The organism is Streptomyces sp. NPDC005576 (assembly GCF_042871745.1).
Classification (GTDB): domain Bacteria; phylum Actinomycetota; class Actinomycetes; order Streptomycetales; family Streptomycetaceae; genus Streptomyces.
Genome location: NZ_JBIAJC010000020.1, coordinates 59938 through 75066, shown reverse-complemented (window position 1 = coordinate 75066; position 15129 = coordinate 59938). Strand labels below are relative to the sequence as shown.

The following is a 15129-nucleotide window of genomic DNA, read 5'->3' as shown; positions in this document are numbered from 1 at the left end:
GTTCTGTTCGATTTTTTTGAACAGAACCGGCCGCGGGCCTTTCGCATGCTCCGGTCCACCTTTATAGTCAGGGTGACCATTAAGGAGGCGGGCGTGAGTCTCGCGGATGTTCTCGACCCCCTGCAACAGCCTCTGTTCACCTGGCTGGACACCCCCGTCAGCTGGACCGAGGTACTCGGATTCGGCAGTGGGGCCCTCTGCGTCTGGCTCGTGGTGCGCCAGCACCTGGCCAACTGGCCGGTGGGCATCGCCAACAACCTCTTCTTCGTGCTGCTGTTCGCACAGTCCGGCCTCTACGCCGACGCCGGACTCCAGATCGTCTTCATCGCCCTCGCCGCGTACGGCTGGTGGACCTGGACCCACGGGGGTGGACCAGGGACGTCCGTCCTGCCGGTGCGCGGTACGCCGCGCGCCGAAGGGGCCTGGCTGCTCGCGGCGGGGGCGGTGGGGACCCTCGCGCTGACCCTCCTGCTCTCCCGCGCCACCGATTCCACCGTGCCGTTCTGGGACGCGCTGACGACCTCGCTCTCCCTGATGGCGACCTACGGGCAGAGCCGCAAACGGGTCGAGTCGTGGTGGCTGTGGATCGCCGCCGACCTCGTCTACATCCCGCTCTACGCCCACAAGGGCCTCTACCTGACCTCGCTGCTGTATGTCGGCTTCCTGGGGCTCTGTGTGGCCGGGCTGCGCTCCTGGCGGCGCGACATGGCGGCAGGCCCCGACCCGGCCGGCACCACCGGCCGCCCGGCCGGGCGCACGGGGGTGAGGGCGTGAGGAAGTACGCCCACGGCCTGGTGCTCGGCAAGTTCTACCCGCCGCACGCCGGCCACCACCACCTCGTCCGTACCGCCCAGGACCGCTGCGAGCGGCTGACCGTCCTCGTCTGCGCCGCCGGCGTCGAATCGGTGCCGCTCGCCGACCGGGTGGCCTGGATGCGCGAGACGCACCCCGCCGCCACGGTCGTCGGAACCGTCGACGACATACGCATGGACGTCCACGACCCCGCGGTCTGGGACGCGCACATGGCGGTGTTCACCGCGGCCGTCCCCGAGCCGGTGGACGCCGTTTTCTCCTCGGAGGCGTACGGCGACGAACTCGCCCGCCGCTTCGGCGCCGAGGCGGTCTCCGTCGACCCGGACCGCACCGTCTTCCCGGTCTCCGGCACGGCGGTCCGCGAGGACCCCGTCGCCTGCTGGGACTTCCTGGAGCCGCCCGTACGCGCCGCGCTCGCCCGCCGCGTCGTCGTGCTCGGCGCCGAGTCCACCGGAACCACCACCCTGACGCTCGCGCTGGCCGAGCACTACCGGCGACGCGGCGGGGTGTGGGCCCGTACCCGTGATGTGTCCGAGTACGGCAGGGAGTTCAGCGCGCAGAAGCTCGCGGCCCTGCGCGCCGACCACCCGGGCGCCCAGTGGGAGGACGTCGTCTTCACCACGGGCGACTTCCCGCTGATCGCCGCGGTCCAGAACGACCGTGAGGAGGCCGCCGCGCGGACCGGTTCGCCGGTGCTCTTCTGCGACACCGACTCCTTCGCCACCACCGTCTGGCACGAGCGGTACGTCGGCGGGCGCAACCCGCGCGTCGAGGCGACCGCGGACCGCGTCGACCACCACCTCTGGCTCCTCACCGACCACGAGGGTGTCCCCTTCGAGGACGACGGACTGCGCGACGGCGAGGAGCTGCGGCCCTGGATGACGAGCCGCTTCCGCGCCGAACTCACCCGCACCGGACGCCGGTTCGTGGAGATCACCGGCTCCCGCGAAGAGCGGCTCGCCGCCGCCGTCGCCGCCGTCGACGAACTCCTCGCAGTCGGCTGGCACTTCAACCCGCCCCTCCCGGAGCGGCGATGAACTCCCGGCCGGGCGGAGCGGGGAGAGCCCCCGAGGGGTACGACCCGTACGCCTTCACGCCGTTCGCGGTCACCGTCGACCTCGCCGTCTTCACCGTCCGCGAAGGGCGGCTCCACGTGCTGCTGGTGGAACGCGGCGAAGAACCGTACCGGGGACGCTGGGCGCTCCCCGGTGGGTTCGTCGCCCCCCGCGAATCGGCCCCGCAGGCCGCCCGCCGCGAACTGGCCGAGGAGACGGGCCTGGACGAGGACACCGTCTGCGAGGTCCACCTCGAACAACTGCGCACCTACACCGACCCGGACCGCGATCCGAGGATGCGGGTCGTCTCCGTCGCGTACACGGCACTCCTGCCGGACCTGCCCGAACCCCGCGGCGGCGGCGACGCGGTCAGTGCCCGCTGGTGGGCGTTCGGTGAGAGGGCCGGCGAGGTGCCCGGACCGCTCGCCTTCGACCACGGCACCATCCTCGCCGACGCCCACGACCGCATCGGCTCCAAGCTCGAATACACCTGCCTGGCAACGGCTTTCTGCCCCCTGGAGTTCACCCTCGGCGAGCTGCAGCAGGTCTACGAGACCGTCTGGGGCACCCCGCTCGACCGCCCCAACTTCCGGCGCAAGGTCCTCGCCACCTCCGGCTTCGTCGAGGCCGTCGAAGGGCCGCCGCGCCGCACCGGGGGCCGGGGGAAACCCGCCGCCCTCTACCGGGCGGGCACCGCCACCGCCCTGCACCCCCCGCTCCTGCGACCGGAAGGAAGAACCCCATGACCGCCGCCACCAGGACCCGCACCAAACAGGCCGCCACCGGCTCGCTCATCGGGCTCGCCCTCGGCGACGCGCTGGGCTTCCCGACCGAGTTCAACGACGTGCCCTCCATCCTCGCCAAGTGCGGTCCGTGGCGGGCGATGGAGCTGCCCCGGCAGGCCTTCGTCACCGACGACACCCAGATGACGCTCGCCCTCGGACGGGGCATCCGCACCGCCATGGACCGGGGCCTGCTCACCGGGCCCCGGCTGGCCCGGCCGGTCCGGGACGAGTTCGTGGACTGGTACCACTCGCCGGACAACAACCGCGCCCCCGGCCGCACCTGCCTGGTCGCCTGCGAACTCCTCGACAGCGACCGTCCCTGGCAGGAAGCCAGCCAGACCGGTTCCAAGGGGTGCGGTGCCAACATGCGGGTAGCCCCCGTCGGGCTGGTCCCCGGACTCAGCGACGACCAGCGCGCGGGCGCCGCCCAGCTCCAGGCCGCCCTGACCCACGGCCACCCCACCGCCCTGGCCGCCTCCGACCTGATGGCCCGCGCCGTCTTCCTGCTCGCCCGGGGCGCGGAGCCCCTCGGCCTCGTCGGACAACTGCGCAGCTACGCGTACGAGAACCGGAGCCGCTACCACGAGCACTGGCTCGGCGACCTGTGGCGCCACACCCACGACGCCTCCGCCCAGTCCTACATCCAGCGTGGCTGGGACGAGTGCCTGGACGTGCTCACCCGCGTCCAGGAGGCGCTGCGCCACCCGTCCCCGGAGACCGACCCCTGCGAGAAGACCGGCGACGGCTGGATCGCCGAGGAGGCGCTCGCGACGGCCCTGCACTGCTTCCTGCTCTTCCCCGAGGAGCCCGTCACCGCCCTCCGCCGCGCCGCCTGCACCCGGGGCGACTCCGACTCGCTCGCCTGCCTCACCGGCGCGCTCGCCGGCGCCCACCTGGGAGCTTCGGCCTGGCCGAAGGAGTGGGCCGAGCGGATCGAGTACCGGAGCGACCTGCTGTCACTGGGGGCGCTCTGGGACTCGTGACCCACCGCCCCGGAGGTGGGCGATCCGAAAGCCCTGGGACTCTTGGTCCATGACCACCGACACCACAAGCGCCGGCACGATACCGGCCGGCGAAGCGGGGCTCCCGGACGTCGACCTCGGGGCCGTCGTGGACGAGGAGCACCAGCTCCTCGCCTTCGCCACCGTCTCCGGGGCACATCTGTACGGCTTCCCGTCCCGTGACTCGGACGTGGACCTGCGGGGTGTCCACGTCCTGCCCGCCAGGGACCTCGTCGGGCTGGGCGATCCGGAGGAGACCCGGAGCCGCATGTGGGTGCGGGACGGCGTCGAGATGGACCTCGTCACGCACGACCTGCGCAAGTTCGCCCGGCTGTTGCTGCGGCCGAACGGATACGTGCTGGAGCAGCTGCTCTCCCCGCTGGTGGTGCGTACTGGCCCGGTGCATCGGGAACTCGTCGACCTGGTGCCCGAGTTGCTCACCAGTCACCACGCGGACCACTACCGGGGTTTCGCCCGCACCCAGTGGCGGCTCTTCGAGAAGAACGGCGAACTCAAGGCCCTCCTGTACACGTTCCGCGCCCTGCTCACCGGTATCCACGCGATGCGCGCCGGTGAGATCCAGGCCCATCTGCCGACCCTGCTGGAGCGGGTCACGGCACCCGAGTGGCTGCCCGGCCTGATCGAGGCGAAGGCCGCAGCCGAGCACGCTGCGATGGAAGGACCGGACAGGGACACGGTGGCCGGTGAGGTCGCGGCGCTGCACGAGGTACTCGACACGGCCCAGCGGAAGACGCGGCTCGCGGAGCGGCCCACGTGCTTCGAGGCGCTGGACGAGCTTGTCGTACGGGCCAGGCTGGGGGAGTGACCCCGACCCCGGTGAGCTCTGTGGGCCAGAGCTGATCCGGCCCTCTTCCCGGCCCTCCCCGCTCAGCCCCGCTCAGCCCGCGCTCAGCGCCGAGGCCCGCCGCGTCCGGACGAGGAACTCCTCGACCCGGGCCCGGTCGGGGTGGTCCGGCAGGGGGGACCGGCCGACGGCCTCCCCGCACTCGTCGGCCAGCCTCGCCATCCGGCGCTCCACCTCGGCCCACCCGACCTCGCCCCGCTTCACCGCGAGCAGCTCCTCGCGCCGCTCGCCGACATCGATCGTGAGCACGCCGGTACGCAGCAGTTCCCGGGCGGACATCAGCAAACGCAGCAGATGCATGGCGTGCTTCCAGCGTGGCGCGCCGTGCGTCCGCACGTCGGACTCCAGCTTCCGACGCTGGCCCGTCGCGTACCGGGTGAAGGTCTCGTGCGCCTGACGGGAGAGGAACGCGCCCCGCAGCGCGAGGAGTTCGCGGCCGGTGTCGTCGATCCGCTCCACCAGCGGGGAGTGCAGACACTCCAGCACGTTCGGGTTGGCACGCAGGGCCAGCTCGCAGAAGCGCTCCAGCTCCCACGAGAACTGCTCCGGCGCCGGACCGTCCACGTGCGTCGGCGGCTTCTCGAACCGCCAGAACGACGAGGTCGGGGCGAGGAACACCCCGCGCCGGTCGGTGTCGCTGCCCTCGGTGGCCAGCCCGAACGCCCGCGATCCCATCACGCAGGAGTACACCGTGTGGTCGTGGACGAGGGATGCGGCATCAGGGCTGGTCATGGGCGTGAGGCTACGCCCGGGACGAGGGGCGGCGCCCCGGATTTCTCCTTGCACGAGGGCGGGGGAGGTGTCGTGGGTGGAGGTGTCGCCATCGCCCGCACCCGCAGCACTCGGCGTACCGCCGACCCGGCTCCGACGCGCCCCGTGTCTCACGGAGAGAAACACCGGTCCCACCCGCCGGACCGTCCCCTTACTGTGATCACAGAACGTCGACGGGGACGAGCGAGCGAGGAGAGCGACGTGGCGGTACGAGCGGTCCGCGGAGCCGTCCAGCTGGACCGGGACGAGCCCGGGGAGATGGACGAGCGGGTGGGCACCCTGCTCGCCGCCGTGCCGGAGCGCAACGGCCTGAGCCACGACGACCTCATCAGCATCTGGTTCACCGCCACCCCCGACCTCCGCAACGGCTTCCCCGCGGCAGCCGCACGCCGGAGGGTCGGTATCGTCGACGTCCCGCTGATCTGCGCCCAGGAACTCGACGTCGAGGGGGCCATGCCCCGGGTGGTCCGGATGCTCGCACACATCGAGACCGACCTCCCCCGGGCGCGGATCCAGCACGTCTACCTCGGCGCCACCGCCGCCCTCCGCAAGGACATCGCCCAGTGAGAACCGCGCTCGTCATCGGTACCGGACTGGTCGGCACCTCCGCCGCCCTCGCCCTGGCCGGCCGTGGCATCCACGTCCACCTCACCGACCACGACCCCGCCTCGGCCCGCACCGCCGCGGCGCTCGGGGCCGGTACCGAGGCCCCGCCGGAAGGACCGGTGGACCTCGCCGTCGTCGCCGTACCGCCCGCGCACACCGCGTCGGTGCTGGCCGGCGCCATGCGCGGCGGCGTCGCCCGGGGCTACCTCGACGTGGCGAGCGTCAAGGGCGGTCCCCGTCGCGAGCTGGAGGCGCTGGGGCTCGACCTGACCCCGTACATCGGCACGCACCCCATGGCCGGCAAGGAGCGCTCGGGGCCGCTCGCCGCCACCGGGGACCTCTTCGAGGGGCGCCCGTGGGTCCTCACCCCGACCCGGGACACCGACACCGAGGTGCTCAACCTCGCCCTGGAGCTGGTCGCGGTCTGCCGGGCCGTCCCCGTCGTCATGGACGCCGACGCGCACGACCGGGCCGTCGCCCTCGTCTCGCACACCCCGCAGCTGATCTCCTCGATGGTCGCCGCCCGGCTGGAGGAAGCCGACGAGACCGCCGTACGCCTCTGCGGGCAGGGCATCCGCGACGTCACCCGGATCGCCGCCTCCGACCCCCGGATGTGGGTGGAGATCCTCTCCGCCAACCCGGGCCCGGTCGCCGACGTGCTGGCCGGCATCGCCACCGACCTCGACGAGACGGTACGGGCCCTGCGGAGCCTGCAGTCCGCCGACGAGGAGAAGCGCCGCACGGGTACGGAGGGCATCGAGGACGTCCTGCGGCGCGGCAACGCCGGCCGCGTCCGGGTCCCCGGCAAGCACGGCGCGGGCCCCGCCTCGTACGAGGTCGTCGCCGTCCTCATCAGCGACCGCCCCGGAGAGCTGGCCCGCATCTTCGCGGACGCCGGACGGGCCGGGGTGAACATCGAGGACGTCCGGATCGAGCACGCCACCGGTCAGCAGGCGGGCCTGGTCCAGCTCATGGTCGAGCCCAGCGCCGCCGCGGCGCTCGGCTCCGCCCTCACCGGGCGCGGCTGGTCGCTCCGGCCCTGAGCGCCCACCCCGTCCCGCGGGCCCCTGGGCTCCCGTGGGCCCCGTCACGGGGCGCGGCGGCCGGGCCCGTGACGGGGTGCGTGACGGGGGTGCGTCCGATCGGGGTACAGGTGCGTCCCCCACACTCGGTAACCTTGGGTCAGGCCGTCCGCCGGCCGACCCCGTCCCCGCCCGTCCCGCCCCGTGTACCAGGAAGGTGCCCACCGCCGTGGAAACCGCAAGCTCCGCTGTGATCGTCGCCATCGACGGCCCCTCCGGCACCGGCAAGTCGAGCACCTCCAAGGCCGTCGCGGCCAAGCTCGGCCTGAGCTACCTGGACACGGGCGCGCAGTACCGGGCGATCACCTGGTGGATGCTGACCAACGGCGTGGACGTCTCCGACCCGGCCGCCGTCGCCAACGCCGCCGCCAAGCCCGTGATCGTCTCCGGCACCGACCCGGCCGCCCCGACGATCACCGTCGACGGCGAGGACGCCTCCGGGCCGATCCGCACCCAGGAGGTCACCTCCCACGTCAGCGCGGTCAGCGCGGTCCCCGAGGTGCGCACCCTGATCACGGAACTCCAGCGCTCCATCGCCGCGGGTGCCGCGCAGGGCATCGTCGTGGAGGGCCGGGACATCGGCACCACCGTGCTGCCCGACGCCGGCCTCAAGGTCTTCCTCACCGCCTCGCCCGAGGCCCGCGCGGCCCGCCGCAGCGGCGAGCTGAAGGGCGCCGACGTCGCCGCCACCAAGGAAGCCCTGATCAAGCGGGACGCGGCCGACTCCGGCCGCAAGACCTCCCCGCTCGCCAAGGCCGACGACGCCGTCGAGGTGGACACCACCGAGCTGACCCTGGACCAGGTCATCGAGTGCGTCGTCACCCTCGTCGAGGAGAAGCGGGCGGCCAAGTGACGGAAGCCACCCCGGCGCCCTCCGAGCGCGGAGCGGCCGTGGGGCGCGGCATCGGAATCGGGCTGATGTACGGGCTGTGGAAGCCCCGTGTTCTCGGCGCCTGGCGGGTTCCGTCCGCCGGACCCGTCATACTCGCGGTGAACCACTCGCACAACATCGACGGTCCGATGCTGATGGGCACCGCCCCCCGGCCGGTGCACTTCCTGATCAAAAAAGAGGCGTTCATCGGTCCCCTCGACCCGTTCCTGCGGGGAATCGGGCAGCTGAAGGTGGACCGTACGGCCGCCGACCGCACCGCCATCGCCCAGGCGCTCGGCGTACTGGCGGACGGCGGGGCGCTCGGGATCTTTCCCGAGGGCACCCGGGGCGAGGGCGACTTCGCCTCCCTGCGGGCCGGACTCGCGTACTTCGCGGTACGCGGCGGGGCGCCGATCGTCCCCGTGGCGGTCCTGGGAAGCACGGAGGCCCGGGGACGGTTGATATCCGCGTTGCCTCCGCTGCGCAGCCGGGTGGACGTGGTCTTCGGTGACGCGTTCGACGCGGGCGACGGCACCGGCCGCCGGACCCGCAAGGCCCTCGACGAGGCCACCGTGCGGATCCAGCGCAAGCTGGCCGCGCACCTGGAAGACGCCAGGCGCCTCACCGGGCGTCCGGTCAAGACCTGAGTAGTGAGCCGCGTCACCGCGGCCCATCGATGATGACGTACAGAGGAACGGACTTCATGAACGACCAGATTCACTCCGACGGCTCGGACCACGAGCACGGAGCACTTGGCGACGCCGAGTACGCGGAGTTCATGGAGCTCGCCGCGCAGGAGGGCTTCGACGCCGAGGAGATCGAGGGCGCCCTCGGCGAGGCCGGAGCGGGCCCGCTGCCCGTCCTCGCCGTCGTCGGCCGCCCCAATGTCGGCAAGTCGACGCTGGTGAACCGCATCATCGGCCGCCGCGAGGCAGTCGTCCAGGACAAGCCCGGCGTCACCCGTGACCGCGTCACGTACGAAGCCGAGTGGGCCGGACGCCGCTTCAAGGTCGTCGACACCGGCGGCTGGGAGCAGGACGTGCTCGGGCTGGACGCCTCCGTCGCCGCCCAGGCGGAGTACGCCATCGAGACCGCCGACGCGGTCGTCTTCGTGGTCGACTCCACGGTGGGCGCCACCGACACCGACGAGGCCGTCGTCAGGCTGCTGCGCAAGGCCGGCAAGCCCGTCGTGCTCTGCGCCAACAAGGTCGACGGCCAGAGCGGCGAGGCCGACGCCACCGCGCTCTGGTCGCTCGGCCTCGGCGAGCCCCACCCGGTCTCCTCGCTGCACGGACGCGGCACCGGCGACATGCTGGACGCCGTCCTCGAAGCCCTGCCCGAGGCCCCGGCGCAGCGCTTCGGCACCCCCGTCGGCGGCCCGCGCCGCATCGCGCTCATCGGGCGCCCGAACGTCGGCAAGTCCTCGCTGCTGAACAAGGTCGCGGGCGAGGACCGCGTCGTCGTCAACGCGCTCGCGGGCACCACCCGTGACCCGGTCGACGAGTTGATCAACCTCGGCGGCATCACCTGGAAGTTCATCGACACGGCCGGCATCCGCCGCCGCGTCCACCTCCAGGAAGGCGCGGACTACTACGCCTCGCTGCGTACCGCCGCCGCGCTCGAAAAGGCAGAGGTCGCCGTCATCCTGATCGACTCCAGCGAGTCCATCAGCGTCCAGGACCAGCGCATCATCACCATGGCCGTGGACGCCGGACGCGCGATCGTCGTCGCCTTCAACAAGTGGGACACCCTCGACGAGGAGCGCCGCTACTACCTGGAGCGCGAGATCGAGACGGAGCTCGCGCAGGTCGCGTGGGCGCCCCGGGTCAACGTCTCCGCGGTGACCGGTCGCCACATGGAGAAGCTGGTCCCGGCGATCGAGACGGCCATCGAGGGCTGGGAGACCCGCATCCCCACCGGGCGGCTGAACGCCTTCCTCGGGGAGATCGTGGCCGCCCACCCGCACCCGGTCCGGGGCGGAAAGCAGCCCCGAATCCTCTTCGGCACCCAGGCGGGCACCAAGCCGCCGCGGTTCGTCCTCTTCGCCTCCGGCTTCCTGGAGCACGGCTACCGCCGCTTCGTGGAGCGTCGTCTGCGCGAGGAGTTCGGCTTTGAGGGCACCCCGATCCACATCTCGGTGCGGGTCCGCGAGAAGCGCGGCCGCAACAAGTAGCACGTAGGCCGGCACCACGACGGGCCGGTGCACGACGGAGCCCCGGACGCTCCCCCCTCATCGGGGAGGGAAGCGTCCGGGGCTCCGTCGTGCCAGGGGGCGGAAGAGGAAAGGTCCCGGAACAGGAGCTGTGCGGGACCTTCGTGCCGGACCTTCGTGCGGGACGGGCCCGGCGACGCGGCGAGCAGTCGGTGCGCCGGTCCCCCTCAGGGCTCCCGCGAGCCCGGGGGAAGGGCTGCCGGCTGCGGTCGTCCGGCGTGCCGGCCCACGCGCTGCCAGGCACCGGCCGCGCCCGCACCGCCGCTCTGGGCGGCCGTACGTCCCTGCTGCGCGGCGGCAGCGGCGTGCCCGAAGCTCCCCGGCCGTCCGGCGAGCCTGCCCGGACCTCCGAAGTTCAGGAAGCCCAGGCTCTCCTCGCCGCTGCGGTCCCCCGGAAGCGCCCGGAACGACCGCAGGTATTCGGAGTACAGCGCGTCGTAGATCGGGGTGGGCGAAGAGCCCCCCGGGAGGTCCCTGGAGGGACGCATGCCGGGGATCGGACTCAGATGCTGGCGGGGCGGGTCGTATGAGTGCACATAGGGGCCAACGACCCCGGCCCCGGTCGGATGCGGTCCCGAAGGAGAAATCGCCACGCGTCAAAGGCCGACGGGAGGCGTGGGCATGATCAGGTACCGGCCAGCGGCATCGAGGCCGCGACGAGCAGGCCGTTGACCGCCGCCTTGTCCAGCGCGTCCCTCAACAGGTCCTCGCGGGGCTGCTGGCCGATCGATCCCGCCGGGGCGGCGAAGACGAGGACCTGCTGCGACCTGACCGCCGCTGCCCGCCACCCGTCGGTGACCTGGAGCGGCTGGTGCGCCTGCCACCAGGCCACCGGGGTACCGCCGCCGGAGCCCGGCTGCAGCACCGCGTGCAGTTGCCCCATGGCCAGCAGCACCGACCAGCCGGGCAGCGGCCCGGGCAGCCGGTCGAGGCCGTGGGACTGGCGGAAGCCCTGCTCCTGGAGCAGCTGGAGGAACTCGTCGCCCCCTCTGCCGTCGGTACCGGGCCGGGCGATCGGGCCGGTCGGCTCGACCACCAGGGCGGGGCGGAGGTCGTCCTCGATGAGGACGAGTCCGCTGGTGACGCCGAGGACGGCCTGTTCGGGCATGAGACCCTCCGGGTTCTGTGGTTCGCTGCCGGTGATACTGCGCACCGCGCCCTGGAGCTGGTCCTCCGCGACGCGCACGACCTGCGAGGGGATGCAGGAGGCATGGGCGAAGGCCAGTACGGCCGTCTCGTCGCCCACGAACAGCACGGTGCTGGTGCGTTCCTGCTCCGAGTCGCCGGGAGTGCGGCAGGAGGTGCAGTCGTAACTGCCCGGGGCGTTGTCGCCGACGAGCAGCCGGTCTGCTTCGGCGTCGCCGATTTCGGCGCGTACGTCCTCGCTGACGTCGAGCATGCGCGGCACGGGTCGCTCCTAGGAGTCGGTGCGTGGCCGGGCGGGTCCCGGCTCATGCAAGAACAACGGACGATCCGTCGCCCGGGTCACGCCCGAAGACACATCGATACGGCGGACACCCGGGTACGACGGATGCCCGGGCGCCGCGGCCGGGTTCGCCGTACGGGGGAGGTGCGGGACCGCGATTCCGGGCCCGTGCGCGGTCGGACCGCCGCCGCAGGGGGGACGCGGGGCCGGTCGCGAGCGCGTGCCCGGTGTGCGGACGGGGGGCCCTACGGCCCGTCGCGCGTACAGCATCGGGGGCAGCGTCCGTACGATTTTCGACGGTGCGTCCGCGGGGCCGGTCCGTCAGGAGGTCCGGACGGAACCGGGCCGGACGGGACCAGGCAGCAGACCGCCCCGGGAGGACAGCACCGTCCGGCACCGGTCGGGTTCGCGGACAGAAGGTGTCCGCGAACGCTGGCAGACTCCCCGGCATGTTGGAGACCTCCGCACGACTGCTGCGCCTGCTCTCGCTCCTCCAGGCCCACCGCGACTGGAGCGGCCACCAGCTGGCCGAACGCCTCGGCGTCACCCCGCGCACGGTACGGCGCGACGTGGACAAGCTGCGCGAGCTCGGCTACCCCGTCCATGCCAGCCCGGGTACGGGCGGCGGCTACCAGCTGGGTGCCGGGGCGGCGCTGCCCCCGCTCCTGCTGGACGACGACGAGGCCGTGGCGGTGGTCGTCGGGCTGCGCACGGCTGCCGGCAACGGGATCGAGGGCATCGGGGAGGCGTCGGTGCGCGCGCTCGCCAAGGTCGAGCAGGTGCTGCCGGACCGGCTGAGGCGGCGGGTGGGCGCGCTGAGCGCCTACACGGTGCCCATGGTGCCGGTGCCGGGGCCGGAGGGCAGTACCGTCGACCCCGGGCTGCTGACCGAGCTGGCCGGCGCTTGCCGGGACTGCCGCCGGCTCCGGTTCACCTACCGGGACCACGGCGGCGCGGAGTCGCGCCGGCACGCGGAACCCCACCGGCTGGTGTGCGCGGAGCGCCGCTGGTACCTGGTCGCCTGGGACGTGGACCGGGAGGACTGGCGCACCTACCGGGCCGACCGGATCACGCCGACGCCACCGCACGGCTCCCGCTTCACGCCCCGGCCACCCCCGGCCGAGGACCTGGCCGCCTACGTGTCGCGGGGCGTCTCGACCACCGTCTACCCGGTCCGGGGGGTGGTCCGGCTGATGGTCTCCGCCGAGGAGGCCGCCTCCCGGATCAGCCTGTCAGCGGGTGTGCTGGAGCCCGTCGACGCCGGAAGCTGTCTGCTCACCGCCGGAGCGGCGAACCTGGACGTGCTGGTGATCCACGTGCTGATGACCGGGTTCACGTTCGCGGTCGTGGAGCCCCCGGAGCTGACCAGGCGCATCCTGGCCGCCCGCGACCGGCTGACCTCGGCGCTGCGGGGGTCAGGACATTCCGCATAGTGGACGCGCCGGGGGATGTGAGGGATTCGTGTGGGCGGGTAAGGCCGACATAAGGACGAGTGAATTCCCGGCGACGTCCTCCTGTACCCGAATGGGCCGGGGAAGGCTGCGGACCGGATCTCCCACCGGCTCCCGCGCACAATTCAGCGGTCCGGCCGAAAAGCGCTTCCGCGGCTGCCCGCATTACCCTTTTCGCTTCATCGGACGATTTGTTCGAGTGAATTGTTCGACCGGAATGCGGATGTGGATCTTGTGACACAAGTGTGACCGATGCCGCATCGGGGCGACGCCCGCCACCGGGGGCCGCCCGGACTCCGGTCCGGCCGGAGCCGGCCAGGGGGCGCCCGCACGCTCTACGGTGGAACGTATGGCATCCCTACCGACCCCGCCCGCCCAGCCCGACGACCCGCCCGAGCCGTACGTCGGCCTGGACGCCGCGACCGCCGAGCGGCGGGCCGTGGCGCACGGCTGGACCACGGTCCGGGCCGTGCCGCCGGGCACGTTCCTGACCATGGAGTTCCGCACGGGACGCATCAACTTCCAGGTCGAGAACGACACCGTGACCCGCTGCTGGATCGGCTGACCCGCCCCGCTGGACCGACCACCCCCGCTGCCCCCGGCCGCTGGGCGCCCCGTCCGCGTCGCCCCATGGCGCGGTCCGGACGCGGCTCAGGCCCCGGCCGGAGCCGGGGCCTGAGCCGTGCGGGCGCGATCGGGCACGCGGTGGAGCGGTAGCGTGCTCAGCCGCCCGACATCGGACGGACCGGGGTGGCGGTGCCCCGCGGAGGCCGGTCCGGGTGGGAGGGGCGGCGGGAACCGGCCGGGGCGCCCGGGGAGCGCTCCGTGCGCGACGGGTGCGCCCCGTGCGGAGCCGGACGGGTACGCGCGGAGGCGCCGGCGGGCATCAGCCCCGGGGCGGTCTCCGTGGACCCGGGCGCAGCCTCCCCGGGACGGTCCGCGCCCGCGAACGGGAGCGCGGGCCGGTGCCCGCCCGAGGCGACCGGGACGGAGACGCTCGCCCTCCGGCTCCCGCGCTGCCGCCAGCGCTCGCGCGCGGCCAGGATCACCTGTTCGGCCCGGGTGATGAGCGGTTCCATCCAGGGCAGGGCCAGCAGGACCAGCAGCCCGGCCGCCCAGCCCAAGAGGACGTCGCTGAGCCAGTGCGTGCCGATGTACACGGTGGTGAGCCCCACGCCCAGCGACACCGTCGCCGAGATGGCCGACAGATAGCGCCTGGCCCTCGGGGTGGTGGCCAGGTAGGCGAGGATTCCCCAGGTCACGACGGCGTTCGCGGTGTGCCCGGACGGAAATATATCGCCGCCGGCGAAGAGTTCGGCCGACCCGATCTGCGTCGCGTAGTGCGGGCCCAGCCGTCCGAGGACGTGCTTGACGCCTCCCACCGACGCGTTGAGCAGCAGCAGCGCGGCGCCCAGCGTGAGCAGGGGCCGCAGGGTGTGCTGCCGCCAGGAGCGCCAGCCGAGCCAGCTCGCGATCATCACGGCGGTCGGCCCCCGCTGGCCCAGCACGACGTAGTAGTCGAGGAAGGCGTGCAGCGACGGCCACTGCTGGTACGGCCGGAAGAGCATGACCTTCCAGTCCAGAGCCACCAGCCACGACGAGATCAGGACCAGGTGGACGATGACGAGATAGAACGCCAACGTCCCGCCGAAGAGGGCCACACGGTGACGACTCATCCGCGGGATCTCTATCTTCGGCGGTTCCGGCTCCCGGTCCAGCCGGGCAAAGATGTCGGTACGCACCCAATCGACGTTACAGCGAGTGAGTGTGTGACCCGGTCGATCCCACGGGTTTGTGATGACGATGTGATGTGACCCAGGTCGCCGGACGTGCCGTTTTCCGGTCCCGGAGGAAAAACAACGGGATCGGGTCTTCTCCTCCTTCCGGGTAGTCCCGTCAAGGCCGTGTGACGGCCGGACCAATTGACCGAAGAAGGCGCGACCCGCATTTCCCCCGCCCTTTCGCCGTTCTCCGTATCCGGGCGGAGGGAGGGTCCGGCAGCCCCGGCGGGGGTGGGAGGGCCCGTGGCCGCGTGGCCGCCGGGTGTGTGCGGGTGTGTGCGGGTGTGGCGCACACCACACCACCTGGGGCGGGGGGTATGAGGTGGGCCACGTGTGACAGCGGGGCTCTCGCGTACGCTGACGGCTCACTCGCCCGACGATGCCGGGCCCCGGGGGCGCCGCGCACCATT

Annotated in this window: 16 protein-coding genes; 12 read left to right on the top strand and 4 right to left on the bottom strand. The window is 72.7% G+C overall.

Translation table 11 applies throughout. The annotated features are described in order from the left end of the window. Positions 1-93 precede the first annotated feature (93 nt). Genes pnuC through ACFYPN_RS29645 form a run of 5 tightly spaced genes read left to right on the top strand, consistent with a single transcriptional unit; the run spans position 94 to position 4480 of the window. Positions 94-774 (top strand): nicotinamide riboside transporter PnuC, encoded by a 681-nt coding sequence (gene pnuC / locus ACFYPN_RS29665; RefSeq protein WP_358761835.1) that lies wholly within the window; start codon positions 94-96, stop codon positions 772-774. After that, positions 771-1850 carry an AAA family ATPase gene (locus tag ACFYPN_RS29660; RefSeq protein WP_358761837.1) on the top strand — a complete coding sequence of 360 codons (1080 nt, stop codon included), beginning with the start codon at positions 771-773 and terminating at the stop codon, positions 1848-1850. The genes pnuC and ACFYPN_RS29660 overlap by 4 nt, the downstream gene beginning before the upstream one ends. Next, positions 1847-2614, top strand: coding sequence for an NUDIX domain-containing protein (locus tag ACFYPN_RS29655; protein ID WP_389302495.1), 768 nt, complete (start codon positions 1847-1849; stop codon positions 2612-2614). Before ACFYPN_RS29660 ends, ACFYPN_RS29655 begins: the two co-directional genes overlap by 4 nt. After that, a complete protein-coding gene (locus ACFYPN_RS29650; RefSeq protein ID WP_358761841.1) occupies positions 2611-3636 on the top strand; it encodes an ADP-ribosylglycohydrolase family protein in 1026 nt (341 codons plus the stop codon). Before ACFYPN_RS29655 ends, ACFYPN_RS29650 begins: the two co-directional genes overlap by 4 nt. Before the next feature lie 49 nt (positions 3637-3685). Beyond that, a complete protein-coding gene (locus ACFYPN_RS29645; protein ID WP_389302492.1) occupies positions 3686-4480 on the top strand; it encodes a DNA polymerase beta superfamily protein in 795 nt (264 codons plus the stop codon). Between the two features lie 72 nt (positions 4481-4552). Here the strand turns inward: ACFYPN_RS29645 and ACFYPN_RS29640 are convergent, their stop codons facing one another. Next, positions 4553-5251, bottom strand: coding sequence for a DNA polymerase beta superfamily protein (locus ACFYPN_RS29640; RefSeq protein ID WP_389302489.1), 699 nt, complete (start codon positions 5249-5251; stop codon positions 4553-4555). A 240-nt stretch (positions 5252-5491) separates the two neighbouring features. Here ACFYPN_RS29640 and aroH point away from each other — a divergent pair, with 240 nt between their 5' ends. From aroH to der, 5 genes are all read left to right on the top strand, one after another. Next, positions 5492-5857 (top strand): chorismate mutase, encoded by a 366-nt coding sequence (gene aroH, locus ACFYPN_RS29635; RefSeq protein WP_389302486.1) that lies wholly within the window; start codon positions 5492-5494, stop codon positions 5855-5857. Continuing rightward, positions 5854-6939, top strand: coding sequence for a prephenate dehydrogenase (locus tag ACFYPN_RS29630; RefSeq protein ID WP_358761848.1), 1086 nt, complete (start codon positions 5854-5856; stop codon positions 6937-6939). The genes aroH and ACFYPN_RS29630 overlap by 4 nt, the downstream gene beginning before the upstream one ends. Before the next feature lie 196 nt (positions 6940-7135). Then, positions 7136-7831, top strand: a complete 696-nt coding sequence (gene cmk / locus ACFYPN_RS29625; protein WP_358761850.1) for a (d)CMP kinase — start codon at positions 7136-7138, stop codon at positions 7829-7831. Then, positions 7828-8496: a lysophospholipid acyltransferase family protein gene (locus ACFYPN_RS29620; RefSeq protein ID WP_389302481.1), complete on the top strand. Its 669-nt coding sequence runs from the start codon at positions 7828-7830 to the stop codon at positions 8494-8496. The genes cmk and ACFYPN_RS29620 overlap by 4 nt, the downstream gene beginning before the upstream one ends. Before the next feature lie 56 nt (positions 8497-8552). Continuing rightward, positions 8553-10022, top strand: coding sequence for a ribosome biogenesis GTPase Der (gene der / locus ACFYPN_RS29615; protein WP_358761854.1), 1470 nt, complete (start codon positions 8553-8555; stop codon positions 10020-10022). Between the two features lie 206 nt (positions 10023-10228). On the opposite strand, the gene ACFYPN_RS29610 is transcribed toward der, so the two are convergent. Next, positions 10229-10549 (bottom strand): hypothetical protein, encoded by a 321-nt coding sequence (locus tag ACFYPN_RS29610; RefSeq protein WP_358761856.1) that lies wholly within the window; start codon positions 10547-10549, stop codon positions 10229-10231. A 137-nt stretch (positions 10550-10686) separates the two neighbouring features. After that, positions 10687-11469: a hypothetical protein gene (locus tag ACFYPN_RS29605; RefSeq protein WP_389302478.1), complete on the bottom strand. Its 783-nt coding sequence runs from the start codon at positions 11467-11469 to the stop codon at positions 10687-10689. Positions 11470-11936: 467 nt separating this feature from the next. Here ACFYPN_RS29605 and ACFYPN_RS29600 point away from each other — a divergent pair, with 467 nt between their 5' ends. Further along, complete coding sequence (locus ACFYPN_RS29600; protein ID WP_389302475.1) at positions 11937-12920, top strand: helix-turn-helix transcriptional regulator; 984 nt, start codon at positions 11937-11939, stop codon at positions 12918-12920. Positions 12921-13287: 367 nt separating this feature from the next. Continuing rightward, positions 13288-13503 (top strand): I78 family peptidase inhibitor, encoded by a 216-nt coding sequence (locus ACFYPN_RS29595; protein WP_358761862.1) that lies wholly within the window; start codon positions 13288-13290, stop codon positions 13501-13503. Positions 13504-13660: 157 nt separating this feature from the next. Here the strand turns inward: ACFYPN_RS29595 and ACFYPN_RS29590 are convergent, their stop codons facing one another. Continuing rightward, entirely contained in the window at positions 13661-14680 is a 1020-nt protein-coding gene (locus ACFYPN_RS29590) for a phosphatase PAP2 family protein (RefSeq protein WP_358761864.1), read from the bottom strand. Positions 14681-15129 lie beyond the last annotated feature (449 nt).